Origin of the sequence: uncultured Thalassospira sp. (assembly GCF_963976115.1) — a bacterium.
Taxonomy (GTDB): Bacteria; Pseudomonadota; Alphaproteobacteria; order Rhodospirillales; family Thalassospiraceae; genus Thalassospira.
This window is the reverse complement of the sequence record NZ_CAXBJJ010000007.1, coordinates 216116-241843: the sequence shown is the minus strand read 5'-3', so window position 1 is coordinate 241843 and position 25728 is coordinate 216116. Positions and strand designations below refer to the sequence as shown.

Sequence of the window (25728 nt, the reverse complement as noted above, 5' to 3'; positions counted from 1 at the left end):
GTTAATTGCCTCCGATTGTGCCGCGACCGATACAGCTATAATCAAAGCCATGATCTTTCATCTCGCGCGGCTCGTACACATTTCGCAAATCCACCACCACGGGTGATTTCAAAGCAGCTTTTACGCGTTTCAGGTTCAACCCGCGAAACTCGTTCCATTCCGTCATGACGACCATCGCATCTGCCCCTTCGATGGTGTCAAAAGCGGTTTCGCAATAAATCAGCCCTTCAAGCAACTTGGCAGCCTCGTCCATTGCTTCGGGGTCATAGGCCCGCACAGTGGCGCCGGCCGCGATCAGGGCCGGGACAACATCCAGGCTGGGTGAATCACGCATATCATCTGTATTGGGTTTGAATGCCAAACCAAGAAGACCGATGGTTTTGCCAGCAACACTTCCACCGCAGGCCTTGATAATGCGTTCGGCCATGGCTTTTTTACGGTCGTTATTGACAGCAACCACTGTTTCAATAATGCGCAACGGCGAATTATGTTCCTGGGCCGTACGCACAAGCGCCAAAGTATCCTTGGGGAAGCAAGACCCGCCATAACCGGGACCAGGATGCAAAAACTTCTTGCCAATCCGGCCATCAAGGCCAATCCCGCGGGCAACATCATGCACGTCGGCACCCACTTTTTCGCACAAATCTGCGATTTCGTTGATGAAGGTAATTTTAGCCGCCAAAAACGTATTGGCCGCATATTTGATCATTTCCGACGTTTCACGGGTGGTAAAGACAATCGGCGTTTCGATCAGATAAAGCGGACGATACAGGTCAGACATAACGGCACGCGCCCGCTCGTTGCTGGTCCCAATCACCACCCGGTCCGGGCGCATGAAATCGCCAATGGCCGACCCTTCGCGCAAAAACTCCGGGTTCGACACAACGGCGAATTCGGCATCCGGGCGTTTGGCACGAATAATCCGTTCCACTTCACGCCCCGTGCCAACCGGAACCGTCGACTTGGTGACAATAACGGTAAACCCGTCCATTGCCTCGGCAATTTCCTCGGCTGCGGCGTAAACATAGCTCAGATCGGCATGGCCATCGCCACGTCGTGTCGGCGTGCCAACGGCAATGAAAACAACATCGGCATCTTTGACACCTTTTTTAAGATCGGTCGTAAAATGAAGACGCCCGGCCTTAACATTGTTCTCAACCAGCACATCAAGGCCCGGCTCATAAATTGGCATGATGCCCTGCTCCAGGCGTTCGATCTTGCTAACGTCCTTATCAACACAAATGACGTCAGTCCCAAACTCCGAAAAGCAGGCCCCGGAAACCAAACCGACATAGCCGGTGCCAATCATTGCAACATGCATGGATGTTTTACCCCATTAAAACATTGTCCGGGAGCAACACCCCCGGACATTCAATAAAATCTTTTATTTCGCGGCTTCGAGTTCAGCAAATTCCCTGATCAGGGCGCGCATATCATCGCGCAGATCCGGACGTTCAAGCGCGAAGGCCAGTGTCGCTTTCAAAAAGCCAACCTTGTTCCCGCAATCAAAACGCTGCCCTTCGAAACGATAGCCATAAAACGGCACCTTGCCAATCATCGCGGCAAGCGCATCGGTCAACTGGATTTCATTGCCAGCCCCACGCGGAATGGATTCCAGCACGTCGAAAATACCCGGATCGAGAATATAGCGGCCAATTGCCGAAAGGGTTGACGGCGCATCTTTCGGATCGGGTTTTTCAACCATACCAATGGCACTGACGAGGCGACCATTGGTGCCCTCGACTTCCAGAACACCATAACGTTTGGTTTCTTCGCGCGGCACGTCCATCACAGCAACCATGTTGCCACCGGTGCGGCCATAGCTTTCAACCATCTGCTTCATGCACGGCACTTTTGACTGGATAAGGTCATCGGCCAGCAAAACGACAAACGGTTCATCGCCGATCAGCGATTTGGCGCATAACACAGCATGGCCCAAGCCCAGCGGGTTGCCCTGGCGGGTATAGGTTACACGACCGTTTTCCGGAATCATCGACAATGCCGTTTCCAGCGCTTCGTGCTTGCCGCGCTCCAGCAGGATCGCTTCAAGTTCGGCTGAGCGGTCAAAATGATCCTCGATCGCGGTTTTGCCGCGACCGGTGATAAAGATGAATTCTTCAATACCTGCGGCGATTGCTTCTTCAACCGCGTACTGGATCAACGGTTTGTCGACAACAGGCAACATTTCCTTGGGCATTGCCTTGGTTGCAGGCAAAAACCGCGTGCCCATGCCCGCCACCGGGAAAACCGCCTTTTTAATACGTTTGGTCATACTTTATTTCCTTTGTTTTTGGCGGCAACGGATGCGCTAGGTCGCTCAATTTGCAGCAAATATACATCGCTTTTGCCACACTATCAGATCATTGATCAAGCGACCCTTCCAGGGACCACATCAATCGCCACAATTTTGTAAGAGCACCTGTCGTGCTGCATTGACCCGGGATGCCAAATAGTCCGAACCGCCATGATCAGGGTGTACCGCCTTGATTAAGGTTTGATAGGCGTGATTGATCTCTGCACGGCCCGGATTTTTTCCCAGACCCAGAATTTTACAGGCTTCCGTGGCATCCATCCCGTCAGAACGAAACCCGCTATTGCCTCCATTTTGTTCCTGCCTCGACGAATTGCTCTTGGTTCGTTCCACACAGTCCCAATTCCGCCAGTCCTGACAATCAGATCGACGATCAAAATACGTCTCAAGCACCGTTCGGCTTTGGTCTTGTGCGCCGCAACATTCAACATACAAAAATTGCAGTTCGTCAAGTTTCAGTCCGTCAAGGTCTCGTCCGGCATATCTGCCCAAAATAATCTGTCCACCAAGCCGACCTGAGCCATGCTCAAGCTGCATCACCAGAAACTGCGTCCTGATTTCAGAGAAGCGATCTTTACGACGGCCACCATTGGCACCGTGCGGGCTCGCCCCTTTGCCCCAATTGTGGGCACCCCCGAACATCTTCTTGAAAAATGGCCACAATAAGCCAAATTTGAGGACACGAAAAAGAAATGGTATGGCAGCAAAAAGGGCCATGACCATAGCCGCGAGCTTGCCGGTTAACAGCAACCAAAGACCGACCAGCACCAGAATAACGGCAATCAATCCAAACCCCAATTGCCGAATATCTGCCGGTTTCGCATTGGCAAGCCACCGCAGAACAAACCCTGTGGCAAGAAAAAGGCCTACGCCAAGCAAAACCCACTGCATCAGTTTTTCCGTCGCAATTGATCAGTCAAAAAGCGAATATCCGCCGATGATTTTGTTTTATTGTAATCTGTTAGCGCGTCGAACCCACCCAAAATAAACGACGCAACTGCCCCAAGTAAATCGCGCAAAACAGATGCTGCAGTGCCGTCAAGCCGGGCAAAAGCCCCATTGCCAAGACGGGCCATATCGCGAAATATCTTTTCCGCACTGCGATCATGTCCATCTTGAAAAACAAAGACGCGCGTCCCGGCTATCCCCAATTGTGCCGCAAAATGCCCCAGGTCATCGGCAGCTTCTTCAACGTAATCGCCCACATAAACAAGAGCATTAACCGGCTGGTCGGGGTGTTTGCGGTTCTGGTTGGCAACATGGGTCAAGACGCGCGCAATCTGGGTGCGCCCGGCCCGGCATTGCACGGCTGTCATTTTGTCGCGCAACTGGCCGGCATCGCGGCACCAGCCACTGGCTTTGCATTCACCAAAACCGCGAAAAAACACCAGTTGAATATCGAGCGTGCCCATCCGGGCAACGGCATCAAACATTTCGGACTGAATATGCGCGGCCATATCCCAGTGCGGCTGGCGGCTGGCGGTGGCATCCATGGCAAATACGATACGTCCCTGCGCCGGACCGGACCCCGGCGCATGTTTTGCCACCGCATGCGCCTGTTTAACGAAACGTGCGATATCCTGGTCGCTTGACGAGGTTGAAACAGCCTTATCTTTGCCAGCCATGGTAAAACCGATCAGTGATTTTGGATCCTAAAGCATCATCGCCCGACGGCATTTAACACCACCGCCCGGCACAAAGACAGCATGGCAAACCAGATCAGATCGGCAATTCTTCGCCATCACTCGGGGTAAACCCGATAACCTCAAGCAACTGGCGCACTTCCTGACGGGCTGCCATGTGCGACATGCTCATGCTAATACCGACCCCTTTTTCGCGCAAATCAAGAAGCGTTAATCCGTTGAGAAACAATTCACGATAAATCACGCGCTCGCCAAACCCCGGTGCGACACGGAAATGTACCCGGCTTGCCAACTTGTCGAGAATTTCAGCGATATCGCGTTTATTCCGCGCATCAAGATGCGACAACCGGTTTCGCATCACAATCCAGTCAATGGTTCCGCCATCGACCGCAGCCCGGCGCTTGCGCGCATCCCAGACCATTTCGGCATACAAGCTGGGCCCCAGAACATTCAGGGTCTCCGGCTCTATCCGGGCCAGCATATCAAGGTCGATATAACTGTCATTGATCGGCGTGATCAGGGTGTCGGCACAGGCATGTGACAACCGCGAAAGGTAATTGTCGCTGCCCGGACAATCCATCACAACAAAATCATGATTGATCACCAATTCGCCCAAGGCATTGGTAAAGCGTTCACGTTCGTCGTGCTTGGCGGCCATTGCATCGCTGTCGTCGCTGCGATAAATCGGATAATGCACCGGCATTTTTAACGAAAGGCCACGGGCCGCATTAAAAGCCGCCCGGTTTTCGACGTAACGGGTCAGGGTTCCCTGACGGGCGTCAATATCGAGCGAGCCCACTGAAAAATCCATTTTCAGCAAAGCCACGATCAAATGCATGGCCGTTGTCGATTTACCCGACCCGCCTTTTTCGTTACCAATCACAATAACATGTGCGCGTTTGCCGCGACCGCCGGTAGCATTGGCGTCGCTCTGGCCCTTGATTTCGGTCATGGTGGCGGTTGCGTCCCCCGTCATTACGCGCTCTCCGTCATATCGTTCTGAAAACCAAAAGTCCCCATCGCCCGTGAATGAACGCCTTTGCCATCAAAAATCAAGCATAAAGACGCAGATGTCACGGGACAAATCAGCTCTACCCTAGCCAATTTCCTGTCATGGCGCTAAACATAGAATAATCGAAGCAACAAAGACAGCAGGCGCAACGGGGGAAAAGTTTGTGACCTTTACGGGGAATTTGACAGCAGGACTTATGGCGCTGGGGTTTCTTGGCCTGGCAGGCAGTGCCATGGCCCAAGGGGAGGGCGGCTTTTTGAATGTTTCGGCAACAGAAAGCCCGGTGCGCTATCATCCGCCCTTTAATTCCGGCGCGGTATATTTGCGCCAGGTCCGGTCGAACAGTACCGTATCTGTCGCCCGCTGGCTGGACCAAAGCGACAACGCCCATTCATCAAACCAGATCTATATCGAATCGGTTTTTTCTGAAACCAGCCCCGGATTTGCCTTTCGCACCGATACGCCACCGGTAAAATTGCTGGGGATGTTTGACGCACTTAAAAACAAAAGCCGCCAGAATGGCGACAGTTTTAGCTATCAAACCCCCAGCGGCCCGATCATGGTTTTGCCCTTTGCCCGCGAAAATGCCCAATGCATCAGTTTTTCAGGCCGCTGGGAACCCACCCGCGCAGATCAACGCGGCAGCCAGCTTCTGGGTTATTTCTGCGAGCCGATTGCAGCACAAACCGCCCCCGCCCATCCAACACCAGCACAGCAAATGGACCCGGTCGCCGCCCGCGATTTTGCGGCAAACTTTTTCCTGCGATTTGATATAAATTTGCCCAACAATGCTGGCGCGCCGGTCACGAACGGTCAGGTTCCTGCCATCGCCCCTGCAAATACAGAAGTGAACAAACCATCATCGGCAACCAGCAACGGGGTAATGGCAAACAATACCGTCCCACAAACCACAGTGATGACAGGCCAGCCACAGGCGGCGATGATTCCGGCGGATGAAGGCATTGGCATTGCCACACGCTGGAACAACACCGATGGCAGCGGGGCCCTGAAATTTGACAAACCGGCCGGTGAAGGCACAATGATCATCGATGATGCCAATCGTCATTGTGAAGGATACTGGCAGCATGAAGACGGACGCTACGAAACACCGACATTGCCCTTTGGCAACTGGGCCGTTTTTTGTACGGACGGCGCCTCAGCCCGGGGCACCTATACCAGCACGGACCCATCCCATGTTAAAGGCGATGGCCAGGACAATACCGGCCAGCCGGTATTTTTTCGCCAGGCAGGGCAATAACATATATGACGCATGATCATGACATCGAAACAATCGTCATTGGCGCAGGCGTCGTTGGCTTGGCCTGTGCGCGCGCACTGGCATTATCCGGTCGCGAGGTCATGATCATCGAGCGCCATGATGCCATTGGCACCGAGACCAGTTCGCGCAACAGCGAAGTCATTCATGCCGGGTTGTACTACCCAAAAGGCAGCCTGAAGGCGCAGTTATGTGTAACCGGCAGGAAAATGCTTTATGATTATTGTGCGGATCGCGGTGTAAACCACCGCCGGACAGGAAAGCTGATTGTCGCAACCGACAACAGCCAGATCGAGGCTTTGCGCCAGATCGAACGCCACGCGATCGACAATGGTGTTCTCGATCTGACATGGCAAACCGCAGATGAAATCAAACGGCGCGAACCGGCCCTCAAGGGGGTTGCCGCCCTTGAAAGCCCGTCAACCGGTATCATTGATTCCCATGAATTGATGCTGTCATTACTGGGCGATGCCGAAATTGCCGGGGCAACACTGGCCTTGAACACCAATGTTGTGTCTGGTTGCCACCGCGATGGCATGTATATCCTTGATACTGTTGATACCAGCGGTGAAGAAATGCAAATTTCCTGCAAGGAACTGATCATTGCCGGGGGCCTGCACACACAGACACTTGCCCGTGCCCTGGCGGGCTTACACCCCGAAACAATCCCGCCGCAAAATTATGCCCGGGGCATCTATTTCACCCTTGGCGGCAAAAACCCTTTTTCCACCCTGATTTATCCTGCCCCCGAACAGGCCGGACTGGGCATTCACCTGACACTGGATCTGGGCGGACAAGCCCGGTTTGGCCCCGATGTTACCTGGGTCGATAGCCCCGATTACAGCGTGGATGAAAACCGTCGTGCTGCTTTTGCCCAAGCCATTCGTCGATATTACCCCGACCTTGACGAAAGCGCCTTACAGCCCGGATATGCCGGAATCCGCCCCAAGATCCAGGCCAGGGGCGAAGCCGCACGCGACTTCATGATCGCAGGCCCAAACAGCCACGGTTTGAATGGTTTGGTTGCCCTTTATGGAATCGAATCGCCGGGCCTGACCGCATCAATGGCAATTGCCGACTATGTTTGTGCGCAATTAACACCGTCTCTGGCAAGAAAAGTGGCATCGTGATTATGGTTCATCCCCGCCCGTTCCGTTTCCACAATATGATAGATCTGATCGTCCGCTCGCTGCCTGCCCGTACATTGACCGTGACGGCCATTGCCATAGCCATATCTGCGGGCATAACCATGACCGGCATGTCTATGCGGGCAACCGGCCAGACACTGGAACCCTTCATCCCGCCAGCCAACAGCCTGTCCACGGGCCCCAAGCCGGGCGATGCCAGCAAAGACGATACCAAACCCAAGCGCGACTTCGCCGAAGAAATGCGCAAAATGGTCATTTCACTTAGCCGCTGGGCAAAAAGCCAACGCAGCGATTTTTCAATCGTCGCCATGAACGGGCTGGACCTGACGACATTCATCGAACCTGGCCTGTTTGTCACAAAATCCGATGCCAAACCGGCACGAAACTTTATCCGTGCGCTAGATGGCATGCTGGTCGAGGCACCCAATTATGGCCGCGATGGTTACAACAAGGAAAACACCGACGGCGAGGTTAAATACGACCAGCAATATCTGGGGCGTCTTTCCGACACTGGAATGCGGTTTTTCATGCTTGATTATACCGACAAGCTGGAAAATATCCGCAAGTCCCGCGCCAGAACCAAAGCGCTGGACCCGCTCTATTACGCAGCACCGCCCCCCGACATGCAACTGGCGGCGTTGGCCAAGGTGCCCGCGACCCCGTTAAATGAAAACCCGTTTGTGATCGATACCCTTCACAAGGCCCGGAATTTTGCAATGGTGGTCGATAGCGGACCCTTCGGCAACAAGGACGCCTATGTGGACGCCCTTGCCAATACCAATTACGACATCCTGATCCTGGATGCGTTTGATCGCGGGACAACGCCGCTTACCTTCGATGACATTCGTAAACTGCGCTACAAAAAGCTCGGCACGCCGCGCCTGTTACTGGCATATATCGATATTGGCACCGCACAGACCTATCGTTATTACTGGCGCAATGACTGGCGCGCCGGATCGCCCGATTTCATTAGCGGGGCCAGTAACAACGGTCGCTGGGGCCAGGAAAACCATGTTTATTACTGGGATCCGCAATGGCAGAATATTATTTTCGGTAACGCCAACAGTTATGTCGCTGGCCTGATGCAACTTGGTTTTGACGGAATTGTGCTAGACGGCATCAATGATTATCGATGGTGGATTGACCAATAGGCTGAAATCAGGCGCTATATCGTCATTCAGAAAATGGCGTAACATCGTCAGACCTAAAGGAGAAAACAGTGTCCAGGATCATTACCCACTATTTTTTCGTCCAGTCCCCCTGGGCGTTTCTTGGCATTCGCCGCGTCGCCGAAATTGCCACCCGTCACAACGCCAAAATTGACCACCGCCCGGTTAAAGCCAGCGAAATATTCAAGCATGGCGGCGGGCTGCCGCTCAAACAACGGCCCCTGCCCCGTCAGGAATACCGTATGGTCGAATTGAAACGCTGGCGCCGTTATCTCGGTATTCCGCTCAATGAAAATCCAAAATTTTTCCCGACGAACGAGCAACTGGCAGCAGGCACTATCATCGCGGCAAAAATTGATGGTCAGGACGTTACAAACCTGATCGCCACCCTTATGGAGGACATCTGGCTCAATGATCGCGACGCATCATCGCCCGATGTCATTGCCGAAGCCCTGCACGCGAACGGTTTGTCTTCGCAATATCTGGAACTGGCACAGGATAGCACCGTCATGGATACCTATGACGCCTACACCCGGGACGCCGTAACCGCCAATATTTTTGGCGTTCCAACCTATTTTATCGGCGATGAAATGTTCTGGGGTCAGGACCGACTGGATTTTGTCGACCGCGCCCTGGCAACACAAGACTGATCTGAATAAAAAAGGGCGGGTGTGGGTCCCGCCCTTTTTCAGATAAACTATATGCGACAGAACCACGATTGGCGCACCACGCATTTATGGCACATCATCGCAGCCAATTATCAATCGTGGCGTTTGACGTGATCGACAACAAACCCGTCACAGGACGGATAATTTTTTTCGATCAGGGCAAGTGCCTTTGTTTTGGTCTGTGCAGCAACTTCGTGGGTCTGAACATCGGCCCATCGATCATCATACAAGGCGTGAGAACGGTTTTCTTTTACGCATTCGCGCACGACCTGATTGTGTAACCCAACTTGATAAACCCGCTTCCGGTGGTCTGTAAAAGCTGACATCCCCCGAAACTCCTTTTGCTGTCAGCGTCCGACCAGACGCTTTGATATGTCCCGATGATATCTCTAACAAGAAGTGAAATATCAACCGCAAGTCTGCGACCAGTAGTTTAACGAGCCGTAAATCATCGTGTATGATTCGTAATTTAATTGAAACACAAGAAACGACAGCACGTCGGTTTTGCATGGTCGACTTGCAATAAGTGCACGAAATAAAATTACAAAACAGACCTGTACCAGACATTAAGTTCCGCACAATCCCGGGGTTTTCTTCGAAACGGTCTTTTTTAATCCTGTCACGATTTTCCGTTTGCCGCCCGTCCCCCCTCGCCGCAAACATTCAGGGTAAGAAACCTTTTTATTCGCGCCAATTATAACAAAATCAGCCCGGGAGGCTGCACCAGGATGACCATTTTTTCCGATTCCGCTTTTGACAACCACGAACAGGTTGTTTTCGCCAGCGATCCTGAAACCGGCCTGAAGGCCATAATCGCGGTTCACAACACCAATTTAGGTCCGTCGCTGGGCGGGTGCCGCATGTGGCCCTATGCCAGCGAACAGGATGCCATTCACGACGTACTACGCCTGTCGCGCGGCATGACCTACAAGTCAGCCCTGGTCAATTTGCCTCTGGGTGGGGGTAAATCTGTCATTATTGGCGATCCGCGTCGCGAAAAGACCCCGGCCCTGTTCCATGCTGTTGGCCGCGCGATCAACCGTCTGAAAGGCCGCTATATCGTTGCTGAAGATGTCGGCACCAGCCCCGCTGATATGCGCGAAATTGCCCGCCAGACCCGTCATGTTGGTGGCATCAACGATGGCAAGGATGCGGAACGCACCGGTGATCCCTCGCCTTTCACGGCCTATGGTGTTTTTATCGGTCTGAAAGAAGCCGTCAAATTCAAACACAATAGTGATGATTTAACCGGCCTGCGCGTGGCGGTACAGGGCCTGGGCAATGTTGGTTTCCATTTATGTGCCATGTTGCACAATGCCGGGGCCGAGCTGATCGTTGCCGATATCAACCCCGCTGCGGTCGAACGTGCCACCACCGAACTGGGTGCAACCGCCGTTTCGATCGACGAAATCCTGTCGGTTAATGCCGACATTCTGGCCCCTTGTGCCTTGGGCGGCATCATTAACGATACCGCGATTGCCAACCTGAAAGCCGGGATCATTGCCGGGGCCGCCAACAACCAGCTTGAAGCGGACCGTCACGGCGAGATGCTGCGCGAGATGGGCGTGCTATACGCACCCGATTATGTGATTAACGCGGGGGGCGTGGTCGAAGTTTATTATTGCCGTGAAGGTCGCCCGGTTGCCGACACCAAACGCCATATAGAAAGCATTGGTGACACCGTGCGCGAAATTTTCGAGCGTGCCGCACGCCATAACAAATCCACCGGTTTCATCGCCGACCAACTGGCAAAAGAGCGCTTTGGCAAAAAACCATAACCGGCAAAAAAACACCGATAGCGCAGATACGACAAAGGCGAGGCCCAAACGGCTTCGCCTTTTTTAATAACCAATTTTGCCCGGCGTCATCCATAACGACGCCCAAACATGCTTTATTCAGCCGCAATGGCCTTATCTGCCGCCACATTGGCAACGATACGATCCTGACCGTTCTCGCCCGAACAGCAATGCTGGTTCAGTTCGGACCGCATATGGCAGGCACATTTACCGCATTGGGGTTTGCAGCCGTGAAACCGAAACACATCCGCCGGACGCGTTGCGTTGCCCTGCATTGCAGCGCGTTTTACATCGCCCTGATTAAGGGCATTACAAACACAAACAAACATAAGTGCAAATGCAATCAGTTATTAGTTACATGCACCTTCAATAGTGCAAATGCGAATGGGTTTCAAATGATTTCGGTCAAATATCCTGTTTTATCCGCAAAAAAAACCGCAGCCTGTTAGGGGCTGCGGATCGCATTCTGGCATTATCGTTTCGTTAGAAGCTCATCCGATGACCGAGACATGGCTGACCACTTTGGTCACACCCTTGATCCGGCGAACAATGCTGAGCACCTTGTCATATTCGGTTTTATTGGCCGACTCGCCCATGATGTAGACAACATTGCCAACCGACTGCCAGCGGTAATTAACAGACCGCACGCCCTTTTCTGCCAGCAACAATGCCTTGATCTGGCTTTCGATCCACACATCAGAAACCGATTGCCTGGCCGAATCGGCAGGTACGGCATTCTCTTCGCCATACTTTTTTTCTGCATCGCGATATTCTGCAACTGTCCGGGCATCGGCGATCTGAAGGTGATCGTAGATCTTCTTGATCCGTTTATCCTGCCGGATAATCGACATGACGTCGTAATATTTACCCTTGGAATCAACCATACCGGTCACCATGACCTGCTGTTTCCAAATATCGACGTTCACATCAATCAGATAGCTATGATCGACCTTGGCAAATTCCCCCAAAATCTCGGTTTTGATTTTGGTATCAAGCCATTGATCATCCCCTGCCCGGTTTTCGACCGGCATTTGCAATGGCCCGCAAGCAGCCAGCGGGGCGCTAAAAACAATCCCCAGCGCAACCACCTGCAATGTCCGGCGCCAACCTCGTGAAGTCCTCGTCATCGCGATACTCCTGTTTTACGTGCCTGTGTGGCCGTCAGTCAAATTTGCCAAATATCCAAACAATCCGCCCGGCAGGCCAGTTCGACGTGACCATGTTATTTTTGCTTTCATACCAACACATTATGACAAAATAAGTCCGCGATTATGGCAATTCAAAATATCTTCGGCAATTGTCAGGTTTTTGTAAAATTTTCCAGACAAAAATGCCTGCAACATCGTGTTGCAGGCATTTTTGCCGTTATCGAAAACGGATAATGATGAAATCAGGCTTCTTCCATCGACATCAGCGAGGCATTGCCGCCAGCCGCCGTTGTATTGATCGTGACGGTTTTTTCAGTGGCAAACCGGTGCATGAACATCTCGCCTGGCAAGGCCCCGTCATCTTCAATCCCGCTATCGGAAATCAATGACAGAATCGCCCCGTCACGCCGCGCCAGCACCTGCTTGAACACCGTGACACGGGGCAAGGGTGCCACACAGGACACACCGGCAATTGCGCCACCATACATGGTTGCCAACCCGGCATCATCGCCAACAACCCGCAGCAATGATTTTGGCAGGTCATGTGCCGCAAACTGCTTTTCCAGGCGCGACAGCCATTTATCGTTGCCTGCAAGCAAAACCGCGTTGCCCGCTGCCACCGCCGCCGCAACATGGCGCATCACACGGCCGGGTTCAGCACCTTGATCCGCCTGGACCAGATAAACCCCGCGCCCCAGCAATTCCAGATCATTGGTTTCTCCCGTCGGCCCAGGCAACCGCACTGGTGCCACAAAGCCATTTTGCGAAATTCCGGCAAAATCGGCAAAGTGCTGCGCCCCTTTTGCCAGTTCATCACTGCCTTCGGCCAGCAGCGCCGATGCAAGGTCTTCCAGCATCTTCATGCGTTTATCACCGGGCGTTTCTTGCCATTCAATCTGGCTTTTGGCCAGTTGGCTCAACACGCTGGCCGGGACCGGCGTATTGACAAAAATGGTTTCGCGATCATCGGCCAACGACGCATCACCAACGACCACCTTGCCCTGATCCGCAACCGGTTTGGCAAAGCGGGCAACATAATGCGGCCCACCGGCCTTTGGACCGGTACCTGATTTACCCTGTCCGCCAAACGGCTGCACACCCACCACTGCCCCAATCATGTTGCGGTTAACATAGCAGTTGCCAACACGCAATTTCCGGGCGATGTGGCGTGCGGTGCCATCAATGCGCGAATGCACACCCAGCGTTAAGCCATAGCCCGCATCGTTAATCTGATCCAACACCTTGTCCAACTCGCGCGCCTTGAACCGCACGACATGGACAATCGGGCCAAACACCTCGCGCTCGAGCACATCAAGGCTGGAAATTTCCACACAATGCGGGGCAAAGAACGTGCCTTTACCGGTTTCTGGCAACATCTCGCAGGCATACAGCAATTTTGCCTCGCGTTTCATGCGATCGGCATGTTTTTGCAACATCGCCTGTGCTTTGTCGTCAATTACCGGCCCGACATCAATATCGAGATAGGCCGGGTCGCCAACGCGCAATTCCTTCATCGCGCCAACCAGCATGTGGCATAGTTTATCGGCAATGTCTTCTTGCACAAACAACACCCGCAAGGCTGAACAGCGCTGCCCGGCTGACTGGAAACCCGATATCACCACATCCTGAACCACCTGTTCGGGAAGGGCCGTTGAATCGACAATCATGGCGTTCTGACCACCGGTTTCGGCGATCAGCGGTACCGGCGCACCGGGCCGCCTGGCAAGGTTGCGGTTGATCACCTGGGCGGTTTCGGTCGACCCGGTAAAGGCCACACCGGCCACCCGACGATCATTCATCAGAATATCACCCAGTTTGCGCCCCGACCCTGGCAGCAACTGAAACGCGCTTCCTGGCACACCTGCTGCCAAAATCAGCTCGGCGGCCCTGGCGGCAATCAGTGATGTTTGCTCCGCAGGTTTGGCAATAACGGCATTACCGGCGGCAAGGGCCGCTGTAACCTGGCCCAGGAAAATCGCCAGCGGAAAGTTCCACGGGCTGATGCAAACAAACACCCCGCGCCCTTCCATCACGCTGCCTTCACGGTACAATTCTTCGCACCGATTGGCATAATAACGGCAAAAATCCACGGCCTCGCGCACTTCGGCGACCCCATCGGAATACAGCTTCCCGGCTTCGCGCTGGCACAGCAATATAAACGTATCAAGGTTGTCTTCCAGCAAATCGCCAAGGCGACGCAGGCAGGCCGCCCGTTCGGCGGCGGATGTGGCATTCCAGGCGGGATAACCGGCACTGGCCGCGACAAGGGCGGCTTCGACCTGTTCGGCCCCGGCCATAACCACAGTACCGACCTTTTCGCTGCGATCCACCGGGCTGATCACGTCATGGCTTTCGCCATCCTGCCATTCGCCATTAATCAGCGGAGCGGCGCGCCAGTCATTTTTCGCCAACTCTTTCATATGATCTTCAAGCGGCACCAGCCTGGTCGGGTCGGTCAAATCCATCCCGCGTGAATTGATGCGCCCTGCCCCGTACAAATCAATCGGGGCCGGAATTTTCGGATGCGCCTTGCGCGGCAAGGCCGCCATTTTCTCAACCGGATCGGCAATCATTTCCTCGATCGGCAGTTGATCATCCTGAATACGGTTCACAAAGCTGGTATTGGCCCCGTTTTCAAGCAGACGGCGCACCAGATAGGCCAGCAAATCTTCATGAGTGCCAACCGGGGCATAAACACGACAGGGAATGTTTTCGCCGGTTTTGCCCACAATCTGTTCATACAGGGCCTCGCCCATGCCATGCAGACGCTGAAATTCAAAACTGCGGTCATTGCCCGCCATTGCCAGAATGGCCGCAACAGTGTGGGCATTGTGGCTGGCAAACTGGCAATAAAATGCATCGCGGCGCGACAGCATCAACCGCGCACAGGCAATATAGGACACATCGGTCGCGGCCTTGCGGGTAAAAACCGGGTACCCCTCAAAACCGTTTTCCTGGCTGTTTTTAACTTCGGTATCCCAATAAGCCCCTTTGACCAGACGCACCATCATCTTGCGCCCCACCCGGACTGATAAATCAGCCAGCCATTCCAGCACATGATAAGCACGTTTCTGATAGGCCTGCACCGCCAGACCAAAACCTTCCCAACCATCCAGGTCGGGGTCGGCAAACACCGCCTCAATCACATCAAGCGACAGGTCCAGACGGTTGGCTTCCTCGGCATCGACGGTAAAGCCGATATCGTGTTTTTTCGCCATCATCACCAGCGCCTTCAGACGCGGGACAAGTTCGTCCATCACCCGGTCGCGATTGGCAAAATCATAGCGCGGATGAATGGCCGACAGTTTTACCGAAATACCGGGGCTGTCAATGGGCCCGCGCCCTTTGGCGACCTTGCCAATTTCAGCAATGGCGTCTTCGTAGGATTTAAAATAACGATCGGCATCTTCCATGGTGCGGGCCGCTTCGCCCAGCATGTCATAGGAATAACGATAGCCTTTTTCTTCGTTGGCCCGGGCGCGCTCGGCGGCTTCGGCAATGGTGCGGCCCATCACAAACTGGCGGCCCATTACGCGCATGGCCTGGTTAAAGGCACGGCGGATAACCGGTTCGCCCGAACGGGCGATCATGCGTTTGATCAGGGCGCCGGGGTTGGCACGTTCTTCACGGCCAAAACGGATCACCCGGCCGGTCAGCATCAGCCCCCAGGTCGAGGCATTGACAAAAAAGCTGCCGCTATGGCCCAAATGGCTGTTCCAGTCGGCGTCGTACAATTTGTCCTGGATAAGTTTATCGGCGGTAACCGCGTCTGGCACGCGAAGCAGGGCTTCGGCCAGGCACATCAGAATAACGCCTTCCTTGCTGGTCAGTTCATATTCATGCAGCAATGCGTCAATGCCGGTTTTGCCCGTATCTGCGGCGCGCACGTTCGCCACCAGTTGATAGGCCTTTTCCTGCACCCTTGCCTTGTCATCTAACGACAATGTCGCCTGCTCGATCAGATTATTAACAACGGCTTCTTCATCACACCGGTATGTGGCCCGGATCTGGTCCCGCCGTTTATCGGTTGCAGGCAAAGGGGAACGAAACATCACGCAAAAAACTCCCTGTTCACTAAGACACAGCCCGCAATCAAGCGCATCAATCAGACGAGGCGGTTATCATCCGCATTTTCCCGACAAGGTTGAAACGCTCGGGCCTCTATAATGGCTCCAGAATAATAACGATTTAGAAAAATATGCTGCCATTTTTCCCAAATTTGCGATATATCATCCACATTAACTTCAAAATTGCAGTTTTAAACACTGGCTAGGCGTTATAAATGCAGAAGAATATCAAAAACCTCGATAAGATCGACAAACAGATCCTGCGCGAACTGCAACACGATGGCAGAATGTCCAATGTCGAACTGTCCCGACGTGTCAATCTTAGCCCGACGCCCTGCCTTGAACGTGTCCGCCGCCTTGAACAGCAAGGCTTTATCATCGGCTATATGGCGCGGCTCGACCCTCGCAAACTTGACCAGTCACTGGTGGTGTTTGTCGAAATCACGCTGGATCGCACCACCCCCGATGTTTTTGACAAATTTTCCTCTGCCGTGCGTAAACTGTCCGAAGTCGAAGAATGTCATATGGTTGCTGGTGGCTTCGACTATCTGATGAAATCGCGGGTATCTGATATGTATGCCTACCGCGAATTTCTTGAACGCCTGTCGTCCGTCGAAGGTGTCAGCCAGACCCACACCTATGTGGTGATGGAAGAGGTCAAAGTGCGCCCCGGAATCACAATTATATAGCCGGGCTAATCCGCAATTTCGGCTAAACCAGCCTTGTGAAAATTGCGCACGTGTCATTTTAAAGTAGCATATTTGCCAATAAATCCGTAACGATCAAAGAAAACAAACTGATCAGCAGGGATGGTAAAAAATGCCGGAATTGGATTTTTACTTTGATTTCTCATCACCATACGGCTATCTCGCCAGCGAACGGGTAGATGCATTGGCCGAACGCTGCGGTCTTAGCGTCTATTGGCGACCGTTTCTGATCGGGACGGCCTTCAAGCAAACCGGGCAAAGCCCCCTAACCGAACAACCGATTCGCGGCGATTATTTCCGCCATGATATGGACCGCTGTGCGCGCCTTCAGGGCACACCGTTTAAACTTCCCGAAAAGTTCCCCTACGCGGCAGTGGCCCCGTGCCGGGCTTTCTACTGGATCAACAGCTTTGACCCCAAACTGGCGCAAAAATTCGCCCATGATGTATATCGCGGCTATTTCGCCGATGGCCTGGATATGAGCAACCCGGAAACCGTGATCGCCACGGCCACCCGCCATGGTATCGATGCTGGCAGAATTCGCCACGCCATGACCGACCCGAAATGGAAGCAGCATCTGCGCGAGGTTAACGAACAGGCCATCGAACGGGGCGCTTTTGGCTCGCCGTTCTTTTTCTACAAGAACGAACCCTTTTTCGGCAATGACCGCATGGATCAGCTCGAACTATGGATTAAAAGTCAGGCCTGAAAATCAAACAACGGGCAGAACAAAACACTGCCTGTTTTCTTTTTTGCCGCTGACATAAACCTGATCCCTGCCATCAAACCAACCTGTCGTGCGGCTCTTACGCTCCGTTTATTTACCGGAACATAACCGGTCACAACGCCGGATAACGGCGCTGGTGCAACAGAAAAAACGGGCCGAGACAATCCCCAATTGCTTTCACACGCATCGGATATAGAGATAAATCCTGTTTAAAATCAAATCAGTATCAACAAAATCCTTCCCTTCTTGACGGGAAAATATCACGCGCAGAACCCATATACGTATATTCGGTACTGAAATACCAATTTATGCTTGCCGTTTACGTAAACTTCCGCCATAACAGGCGCATGGCCAACCGGCCAGAACAACATTTATGTGGGCCGCGCCGCCTGCCGCTTGGCTGGCCCGGAACGGTTCGGTTTCGACCCAGCAGGACGGGACATGCAGATAAAATCCGCCATCAATATCCGCACCGAAGATTTTCGCCGCAATGCCGACCAGATGGAAAAACTGGTTGCCGATTTGCGCGATCAGATCAGCAAAATCAAACTGGGTGGCGGCGAACGTGCGCGTGACCGCCATACCGGTCGGGGCAAATTGTTGCCCCGCGAGCGCATTCGCCAGTTGCTAGATGTCGGATCACCCTTTTTAGAGCTATCCCAACTGGCTGCCTGGGGCATGTATGATGACGAAGATGTCCCGGCGGCGGGCATCATCACCGGCATTGGCCGCGTTTCGGGCGTTGAATGCGTCATTGTTGCCAATGATGCCACAGTCAAGGGCGGGTCCTATTACCCGATGACGGTTAAAAAGCATTTGCGCGCCCAGGAAATTGCCCTGGAAAACCACCTGCCCTGTGTTTATCTGGTTGATAGTGGTGGTGCCAACCTGCCCCGACAGGACGATGTTTTTCCCGACCGTGATCATTTTGGCCGCATCTTTTTTAACCAGGCCAATTTATCGGCCAAGGGTATTGCGCAAATTGCTGTGGTTATGGGGTCTTGCACCGCTGGCGGAGCCTATGTGCCTGCCATGTCGGACGAAAGCATTATTGTCCGCGATCAGGGCACAATCTTTTTAGGCGGGCCGCCATTGGTAAAGGCCGCAACCGGCGAAGTTGTGTCCGCCGAAGATCTGGGCGGGGCCGATGTGCATTGCAAAATATCAGGCGTGACCGACCATTACGCCCAGGACGACTCCCACGCCCTGTCGATTGCGCGCACCATTGTCAAAAACCTGAACTGGACCAAAAACCCCGGCATCACCCTGCACGCGCCCGCCGCCCCGGCCTATGACCCGCGCGAGATTTATGGTGTGATCCCGAAGGATGCCAAAAAACCCTATGACGTGCGCGAAATTATCGCCCGCATTGTTGATGGTTCTGACTTTGACGAATTCAAGGCCCTGTATGGGACCACTCTGGTCACCGGCTTTGCCCGGATTTTCGGCTATCCGGTGGGCGTTATTGCCAATAACGGCATCCTGTTTTCTGAAAGCGCGCTTAAGGGGGCGCATTTCATTGAACTATGTGCACAACGCGGCATTCCACTGGTGTTTTTACAAAACATTACCGGCTTTATGATTGGCCAAAAATACGAAAGCGGCGGCATTGCCAAGGATGGCGCCAAACTGGTCACCGCCGTTGCCACCGCCAAAGTCCCCAAATTTACCGTCCTTATCGGCGGGTCATTCGGGGCGGGCAATTATGGTATGTGTGGCCGCGCCTATAGCCCGCGCTTTTTGTGGATGTGGCCCAATGCCCGCATTTCGGTGATGGGCGGGGAACAGGCCGCCAATGTGCTGACCCAAATCAAGACCGACGCCCTGGAAAAACGTGGCGAAACCTGGCCGCAAACCGAACAGGATGCCTTCAAGGCCCCCATTCGCGACCAGTACGAAGAACAAGGCCACCCCTATTACGCCTCTGCCCGTCTGTGGGATGATGGCGTAATTGATCCGGCCGATACCCGCATGGTGCTGGGCCTTGGCCTGTCGGCGGCATTAAACAAACCGGCGGAAGAAACCCGGTTTGGCGTTTTCCGCATGTGATGCAGGGGAAATAACATGTCAAAAGTTAACGGCGACACCAAAGCCCTGATCTGCACCATCGATCAAAACGGTATTGCCCGGGTCACGCTGAACCGCCCCGACATTCACAATGCCTTTGACGATGCCCTGATCCGCGATTTGACTACCACGCTCGCCACCCTTAATGCCGACACTACCGTGCGTGTGGTGCAACTGACCGGGGCGGGCAAAAGTTTTTCCGCCGGAGCCGACCTTAACTGGATGAAACGCATGGCAACCTATAGCCATGCCGAAAATCTGGCAGATTCGCGCCATCTGGCAACGCTGATGAAAACCCTTAATTTCATGGGCAAGCCCACCATTGCCATGGTTAACGGGGCCGCATTTGGCGGCGGTGTTGGCCTCGCGGCCTGTTGCGACATTGTGATTGCCTCGGACCGAGCAAAATTCTGCCTTTCCGAAACCCGCCTAGGGCTGATCCCCGCCGTGATTTCCCCCTACGTAATCGAGGCCATCGGCACGGCACAGGCCCGGCGTTATTTTATCAGTGCCGAACGGTTTGATGCCACAACCGCGCAAAAGATTGGTTTGGTTCATGAAATCACCGATGCCGACGACCTGATCGCCAGGGGCGACGAAATGGCACAATTATTACTGCAAAACAGCCCTGGCGCCATGGCCGCTGCCAAGGACCTGATTTACGCCGTCGCAAATCGCCCGATTGACGACGCCATTATTGAAGAAACCGCCACCCGCATCGCCGATCAACGCGCCAGTATTGACGGCCGCGAAGGGGTTAGTGCCTTTCTTGAAAAACGATCCGCTTTCTGGATTAAGGAATAAACACATGCTGCGCAAACTTCTGATCGCCAATCGCGGTGAAATTGCCTGCCGGGTTATTGCCACTGCCAAACGCATGGGCATGATCACCATTGCCGTTTATTCCGACGCCGATGCCGATGCCCTGCATGTGCAACAGGCCGACGAGGCCTGGCACATTGGCGGTGCCGCCCCGACCGACAGCTATTTGCGAAGCAACCGCTTGCTCGATGTTCTGGCGAAATCCGGTGCCGATGCGGTGCATCCCGGTTATGGATTTCTATCCGAAAATGCCGATTTTGCCGATGCCATCGCCGCCGCCGGTGCTGTTTTTGTGGGTCCACCGGCCAGTGCCATCCGGGCGATGGGATCAAAATCCGAAGCTAAAAAGATCATGGCGAAGGCTGGCGTACCACTGGTGCCGGGCTATCATGGGGCCGATCAGGATGTTGCACTTTTGGCCAACGAGGCCGATAAAATCGGTTATCCGGTGCTGATCAAGGCATCAGCTGGCGGCGGGGGCAAAGGGATGCGCGCGGTTGAAAGTGCTGCCGATTTTGCCGATGCCCTGATCAGTTGCAAACGCGAAGCCCGGTCCAGCTTTGGCGATGACCATTGCCTGATTGAAAAGCTGATCTTGCATCCGCGCCATGTCGAAATTCAGGTGTTTGCCGATGCCCATGGCAATGCGGTTTACCTGTTTGAACGCGATTGCTCGTTGCAGCGCCGCCATCAAAAAGTAATCGAAGAGGCCCCTGCCCCGAATATGCCCGAAGGCCTTCGTGCCCGCATGGGCAAGGCTGCGGTCGATGCCGCGCGCGCCATTGGCTATCAAGGCGCGGGCACGGTGGAGTTTCTGCTTGATGCATCGGGTGCCTTTTATTTCATGGAAATGAATACCCGCCTGCAAGTCGAACATCCGGTGACTGAAATGATCACGGGTGAAGATCTGGTGGAATGGCAATTGCGCGTGGCTGATGGCGAAACCCTGCCTAAAACGCAAGAACAGCTAAAAATCAACGGCCATGCCTTTGAAGTTCGCCTCTATGCCGAAGACCCGCATAATGATTTTCTGCCTGCCACCGGCAAACTGGTTCATATGCATATGCCAAAAACTGGCCCGCATGTGCGCATTGATACCGGGGTTTATCAGGGCGGAGTTGTTTCGATCCATTACGACCCCATGATCGCGAAATTGATCGTCTGGGATCAGGACCGGACATCGGCCTTGCGGCGTTTGTCCAACGCGCTGGATGACGTACAAATTGTGGGGGTAACCACCAATACCGGCTTTTTGGCCAATATCGCCCGCCATCCTGCCTTTGAACGTGCCGAGGTCGAAACCGGGTTTATCCCGACATATCTGACCGATCTGATCACGCTCGCAACACAGCCCGACAATGAAGCATTGTGCTTTGCTGTTCTGGAAATTTTGCACCAGCGTGATTGTGAATCCCGCCTCTATGCCAATGCCGGCACCGACCCGTGGTCACCGTGGCATCACACCAATGGCTGGCGCCTGAATGATGATAACCATCACGATATTATCCTGCGTCACAATGATATTGAGCTGACCGTCAAGGTTCACTATCGCGATTTTGGCTATATTTGCGACCTGCCAGACGGCGGCACCGTGCGCGTGGAACAGGCCCGGCATGACGATGGTAAAGTCAGCGCAACACTGGATGGCATTCGTAAACGCGCCGATATACGCCGGGTTGCCAACAGCCTGACAATTTTTCGCCCCGGCAAGATCGACAGGCTGGAAATTTTTGATCCCGCCCAAAATGCCGGTGCCAATGCGGGCAATGGCAGCAACCTGAACGCCCCTATGCCCGGCAAGATCATTGCGGTTATGGCAAAAACCGGCGATGCTGTATTGGCAGGAGATAAACTGGTAATCATGGAGGCGATGAAAATGGAACATACCATTACGGCCCCCGTTTCAGGAACCGTCCGTGAGGTGTATTTTGCCGTCGGCGACCAGGTGGGCGACGGGAATGAATTGATCGCAATCGAGGAGGCCTGACCATGCCACGACGCACGCTGGGAAATTTGCCCAAACAGGTGAAGATTGTTGAAGTCGGCCCGCGTGACGGTCTGCAAAATGAAAAGGCGATGGTTTCCACCGCCACCAAAATCGAGTTGATCCATCAATTGGGCGAAGCAGGGCTTTCCGTAATAGAGGCCACCGCCTTTGTCAGCCCCAAATGGGTGCCGCAAATGGCCGACGCCCACGATGTGATGACCCGGATCAGCCGCACGGAAGGGGTGACATACCCGGTACTGACCCCCAATCTGAAAGGGCTGGAAGCCGCCATTGCCGCCGGGGCGACCGAAGTTTCGGTTTTTGGCTCGGCCTCGGAAAGTTTTTCGCAAAAAAACATCAATTGTTCCATCGCCGATAGCTTGAAACGGTTTCGCCCGGTGATTGACAAGGCCAGCAAAAACAATGTCGCGGTGCGAGGATATGTTTCATGCGTGCTGGGCTGCCCCTATGAAGGCGATATCGAACCGGCCAAAGTCGCAAGCGTGGCACAGGAACTTTATGACATGGGCTGTTACGAAGTCAGCCTTGGCGATACCATAGGCACCGGAACGCCCGTCAAGGTACAGGATATGATTGCCGCCGTGTCGCAAGATATTCCGATGGAAAAACTGGCCGCCCATTTCCACGATACTTATGGCCAGGCGCTGGCAAACCTGCTGGCCGCATTGCAAATGGGCATCGCCACCATTGACAGCTCGGTGGCCGGGCTGGGCGGTTGCCCCTATGCGCAGGGTGCAAGTGGCAATGTTGCCACCGAAGACGTGGTTTATATGCTCAATGGCCTTGGCATTAAAAGCGGCGTTGACCTGGAAAAGCTGGTGGCAACCGGCCACTGGATTTGCAGCCGGGTTGGCCGACCCTCTGCCTCAAAGGCGCAACTGGCGATATCTGCCCATTTGATGTGATGCTTTAAAACAACGCCACAGCATATTGCCATGCTGCGGCGTTTTCTCTGGCTTCAAGCCCGCGTCATGTGCTGATCAGGCAGACCTTACAGCCTGCAAGAACTCTTCAACCCGGCCCCGCAAGACTTCGGATTGTTGTGAAAGCTCGCCCGATGCCGCCAAAACCTGCTCGGCAGCGGCTCCTGTTGTCGCGGCGGCCTCTGTCACCCCGAGAATATTGTGCGAAACATCACTGGTCCCGTCAGATGCCTGTTGGATATTGCGGGTAATTTCGCCTGTTGCCGCCCCTTGCTGTTCAACGGCACTTGCAATGTTCGCCGCAATTTCGTTGATCTCGGCGATGGTGGCCCCGATCCCCTGAATGGCAGAAACCGCACCACGGGTTTCGTTCTGGATGGCACTGATCTGGTTGGTAATTTCTTCCGTTGCCCGCGCCGTAGCAGATGCCAGATTTTTAACCTCTGCCGCCACAACCGCAAAACCTTTGCCAGCTTCTCCGGCGCGCGCGGCTTCGATCGTTGCGTTAAGCGCCAAAAGGTTGGTCTGGTTGGCGACATCGTTAATCATGTTAACAACATCCCCGATTTTCTGTGCGGCATCGGCCAGCCCCTGAACCTGGCTGTTGGTGTGCTCTGCGTCCTCTACGGCCTTCGATGCTATTTTGGCAGAGTGACTAACCTGATTGCTAATTTCGTCAATCGACGAACTAAGCTCCTCGGTCGCACTGGCAACCGTCTGCACATTTGTTGATGCTTCATCCGCGGCCGCGGCAACCGCCGTTGACTGTCGGCTGGTTTGCTCGGCCGTTGCTGTCATTGACTGGGCTGTCACTTGCATTTCGGTTGCCGCCGAGGCCAGGCCATCGAGAACATCCGCCACATCCTGATCGAACCCTTTGGTTAATCGTTCAATCAACTCGGCACGGTGCTGTCGCAACCGGGTTTGCTCTTTCTCATGTTCAGCCATTTCATCTGCCTTGATCATATTCTCTTTAAAAACAAGTACGGCCTGCGCCATTTCGCCAATTTCATCCCGATGGTCCTGCCCGGGGATCTCAACCGATTTATCCCCACCGGCAAGCATCCGCATTGTATCTGTAATCAACAAAATAGGCCTGGAAATCCCGGTACCAACGATCCACGCCGCGACGACACCAGCAATCAGCGCGGCAACGGAAATAATCGAGACTAAAAAGACAGCATTGCCTATCGCTGCCTCGGCACGCGGGCCGAGTGCATCCTGCTCGGACTTGATGTCAAGTTTCAGTTGCTCCATGTCATCAGCAACCTTTGGACCGATGACGCTCAGTTTTTCCTTGAAAATCTGTTCCCGCTCCACAGCATCAGATGTTCCGACCAGCTTGGCAAAGTTCTGATCATACGCCTTAATGGCGTCACTGCTGTCTTTTGCGACAGTCAGGCGCGCAGGCTCGATCAAAATACCTGCTAACTCGACGTTATATTCATGCGTCGATTTCAACCGCTTGCGCACCTGCTCTGCTGCGTCAGGTGACGCATTTTTCATATATTCAAATACGGCAAGACGGGCCTCAAGCAAATTGGCCTGGACCCGCCCGGCCTGAAGGGACTGCAAGGCAATCTGACGATATCTGGCGAAATTCTCATCTGCCGATCGCAGAGAAAACACTCCAATAAAGGCAACCACCAACAACAAAATCAGCACGAGCCCAAAGCCACCAAAGACCTTCTGCTGGACCGTAATTTTCTTTAGAAAATTCACTATTCGAGACTCCCCTGGTTACCACACGTGATGACGCATGTTCCTTTCCCCCTAAGGGAAAAAAGCCACACAACGTCATCGTCCCCGGCGCACAACGGGCAAAAAAACGAGCCAAACCAAATGGATAATGTTCCAACACAAAGAAACTCATCCAGCCAAACCACTGGAAAAGACGCGTTCTCGAACGTGACTCAAGATCAATCAGGAGGTATCATTAAGTTTGGGATGTGTATCTTCGGTGAAGTAGGTACAAAACTGAGCACACTGGAACAAAGTGCTGCTTGCAACCTTGAAACAGATAAACGCCCCCTCACTTAAATGACATGGCGTAAATTCATTTTACACGCCATGGAGAGCACATACATTTTCGTGATGACCAGTTAACCGAGATTTTTTAACCCCTGAATATTTCTGCCAATTGCAAATCCTGGATCTTTTAAGACCCCCCATAGCCAGAAAGACATCCAAATTTTGGACACCCCAAACAATGGAACATAAAATACCCTTTTTCAAG

The 25728-nt window shown here is 53.6% G+C and carries 21 protein-coding genes; 11 read left to right on the top strand and 10 right to left on the bottom strand.

Annotated elements, in window-relative coordinates:
* Window position 1: 1 nt before the first annotated feature.
* From AAC086_RS11180 to AAC086_RS11160, 5 genes are all read right to left on the bottom strand, one after another.
* Window positions 2–1321 (bottom strand): UDP-glucose/GDP-mannose dehydrogenase family protein, encoded by a 1320-nt coding sequence (locus AAC086_RS11180; protein WP_339778748.1) that lies wholly within the window; start codon window positions 1319–1321, stop codon window positions 2–4.
* A gap of 63 nt (window positions 1322–1384) precedes the next feature.
* Entirely contained in the window at window positions 1385–2272 is an 888-nt protein-coding gene (gene galU / locus AAC086_RS11175) for a UTP--glucose-1-phosphate uridylyltransferase GalU (RefSeq protein ID WP_339778747.1), read from the bottom strand.
* Between the two features lie 120 nt (window positions 2273–2392).
* Complete coding sequence (locus tag AAC086_RS11170; RefSeq protein WP_339778746.1) at window positions 2393–3202, bottom strand: molecular chaperone DnaJ; 810 nt, start codon at window positions 3200–3202, stop codon at window positions 2393–2395.
* On the bottom strand, window positions 3202–3936 hold the full coding sequence (locus AAC086_RS11165; RefSeq protein ID WP_339778745.1) for a VWA domain-containing protein: 735 nt from the start codon (window positions 3934–3936) through the stop codon (window positions 3202–3204). The genes AAC086_RS11170 and AAC086_RS11165 overlap by 1 nt, the downstream gene beginning before the upstream one ends.
* A gap of 94 nt (window positions 3937–4030) precedes the next feature.
* A complete protein-coding gene (locus AAC086_RS11160; RefSeq protein ID WP_339778822.1) occupies window positions 4031–4906 on the bottom strand; it encodes a division plane positioning ATPase MipZ in 876 nt (291 codons plus the stop codon).
* A 256-nt stretch (window positions 4907–5162) separates the two neighbouring features.
* Here AAC086_RS11160 and AAC086_RS11155 point away from each other — a divergent pair, with 256 nt between their 5' ends.
* From AAC086_RS11155 to AAC086_RS11140, 4 genes are all read left to right on the top strand, one after another.
* Window positions 5163–6224 carry a hypothetical protein gene (locus AAC086_RS11155; protein ID WP_339778744.1) on the top strand — a complete coding sequence of 354 codons (1062 nt, stop codon included), beginning with the start codon at window positions 5163–5165 and terminating at the stop codon, window positions 6222–6224.
* A 5-nt stretch (window positions 6225–6229) separates the two neighbouring features.
* The gene (locus tag AAC086_RS11150) at window positions 6230–7372 is read left to right on the top strand and encodes an NAD(P)/FAD-dependent oxidoreductase (protein ID WP_339778743.1); all 1143 of its coding nucleotides are present in this window, start codon (window positions 6230–6232) and stop codon (window positions 7370–7372) included.
* A 2-nt stretch (window positions 7373–7374) separates the two neighbouring features.
* Entirely contained in the window at window positions 7375–8541 is a 1167-nt protein-coding gene (locus tag AAC086_RS11145) for an endo alpha-1,4 polygalactosaminidase (RefSeq protein ID WP_339778742.1), read from the top strand.
* A 68-nt stretch (window positions 8542–8609) separates the two neighbouring features.
* Window positions 8610–9209, top strand: a complete 600-nt coding sequence (locus AAC086_RS11140) for a 2-hydroxychromene-2-carboxylate isomerase (RefSeq protein WP_339778741.1) — start codon at window positions 8610–8612, stop codon at window positions 9207–9209.
* A gap of 110 nt (window positions 9210–9319) precedes the next feature.
* On the opposite strand, the gene AAC086_RS11135 is transcribed toward AAC086_RS11140, so the two are convergent.
* The gene (locus AAC086_RS11135; RefSeq protein WP_339778740.1) at window positions 9320–9553 is read right to left on the bottom strand and encodes a hypothetical protein; all 234 of its coding nucleotides are present in this window, start codon (window positions 9551–9553) and stop codon (window positions 9320–9322) included.
* Between the two features lie 402 nt (window positions 9554–9955).
* Here AAC086_RS11135 and AAC086_RS11130 point away from each other — a divergent pair, with 402 nt between their 5' ends.
* Entirely contained in the window at window positions 9956–11005 is a 1050-nt protein-coding gene (locus tag AAC086_RS11130) for a Glu/Leu/Phe/Val dehydrogenase dimerization domain-containing protein (RefSeq protein WP_339778738.1), read from the top strand.
* Window positions 11006–11118: 113 nt separating this feature from the next.
* Here AAC086_RS11130 and AAC086_RS11125 read toward each other — a convergent pair whose 3' ends face one another.
* The 3 genes from AAC086_RS11125 to putA all read right to left on the bottom strand — a co-directional run bounded on the left by AAC086_RS11125 (window position 11119) and on the right by putA (window position 16223).
* Window positions 11119–11352, bottom strand: a complete 234-nt coding sequence (locus AAC086_RS11125) for a (2Fe-2S)-binding protein (protein WP_339778737.1) — start codon at window positions 11350–11352, stop codon at window positions 11119–11121.
* A gap of 162 nt (window positions 11353–11514) precedes the next feature.
* A complete protein-coding gene (locus AAC086_RS11120; RefSeq protein ID WP_339778735.1) occupies window positions 11515–12150 on the bottom strand; it encodes a BON domain-containing protein in 636 nt (211 codons plus the stop codon).
* Between the two features lie 263 nt (window positions 12151–12413).
* Window positions 12414–16223 (bottom strand): bifunctional proline dehydrogenase/L-glutamate gamma-semialdehyde dehydrogenase PutA, encoded by a 3810-nt coding sequence (gene putA / locus AAC086_RS11115; protein ID WP_339778734.1) that lies wholly within the window; start codon window positions 16221–16223, stop codon window positions 12414–12416.
* Window positions 16224–16453: 230 nt separating this feature from the next.
* Here putA and AAC086_RS11110 point away from each other — a divergent pair, with 230 nt between their 5' ends.
* The 6 genes from AAC086_RS11110 to AAC086_RS11085 all read left to right on the top strand — a co-directional run bounded on the left by AAC086_RS11110 (window position 16454) and on the right by AAC086_RS11085 (window position 23474).
* On the top strand, window positions 16454–16927 hold the full coding sequence (locus tag AAC086_RS11110; RefSeq protein WP_339778733.1) for an Lrp/AsnC ligand binding domain-containing protein: 474 nt from the start codon (window positions 16454–16456) through the stop codon (window positions 16925–16927).
* Window positions 16928–17057: 130 nt separating this feature from the next.
* Window positions 17058–17654, top strand: a complete 597-nt coding sequence (locus tag AAC086_RS11105; protein ID WP_339778732.1) for a 2-hydroxychromene-2-carboxylate isomerase — start codon at window positions 17058–17060, stop codon at window positions 17652–17654.
* 459 nt (window positions 17655–18113) lie between these two features.
* The gene (locus AAC086_RS11100; protein ID WP_339778731.1) at window positions 18114–19721 is read left to right on the top strand and encodes a carboxyl transferase domain-containing protein; all 1608 of its coding nucleotides are present in this window, start codon (window positions 18114–18116) and stop codon (window positions 19719–19721) included.
* 15 nt (window positions 19722–19736) lie between these two features.
* Window positions 19737–20543 (top strand): enoyl-CoA hydratase/isomerase family protein, encoded by an 807-nt coding sequence (locus AAC086_RS11095; RefSeq protein ID WP_339778730.1) that lies wholly within the window; start codon window positions 19737–19739, stop codon window positions 20541–20543.
* Window positions 20544–20547: 4 nt separating this feature from the next.
* On the top strand, window positions 20548–22548 hold the full coding sequence (locus AAC086_RS11090) for an acetyl/propionyl/methylcrotonyl-CoA carboxylase subunit alpha (protein ID WP_339778729.1): 2001 nt from the start codon (window positions 20548–20550) through the stop codon (window positions 22546–22548).
* 2 nt (window positions 22549–22550) lie between these two features.
* Complete coding sequence (locus AAC086_RS11085; RefSeq protein WP_339778727.1) at window positions 22551–23474, top strand: hydroxymethylglutaryl-CoA lyase; 924 nt, start codon at window positions 22551–22553, stop codon at window positions 23472–23474.
* A gap of 75 nt (window positions 23475–23549) precedes the next feature.
* Here AAC086_RS11085 and AAC086_RS11080 read toward each other — a convergent pair whose 3' ends face one another.
* Entirely contained in the window at window positions 23550–25214 is a 1665-nt protein-coding gene (locus tag AAC086_RS11080; RefSeq protein WP_339778725.1) for a methyl-accepting chemotaxis protein, read from the bottom strand.
* Between the last annotated feature and the right edge of the window lie 514 nt (window positions 25215–25728).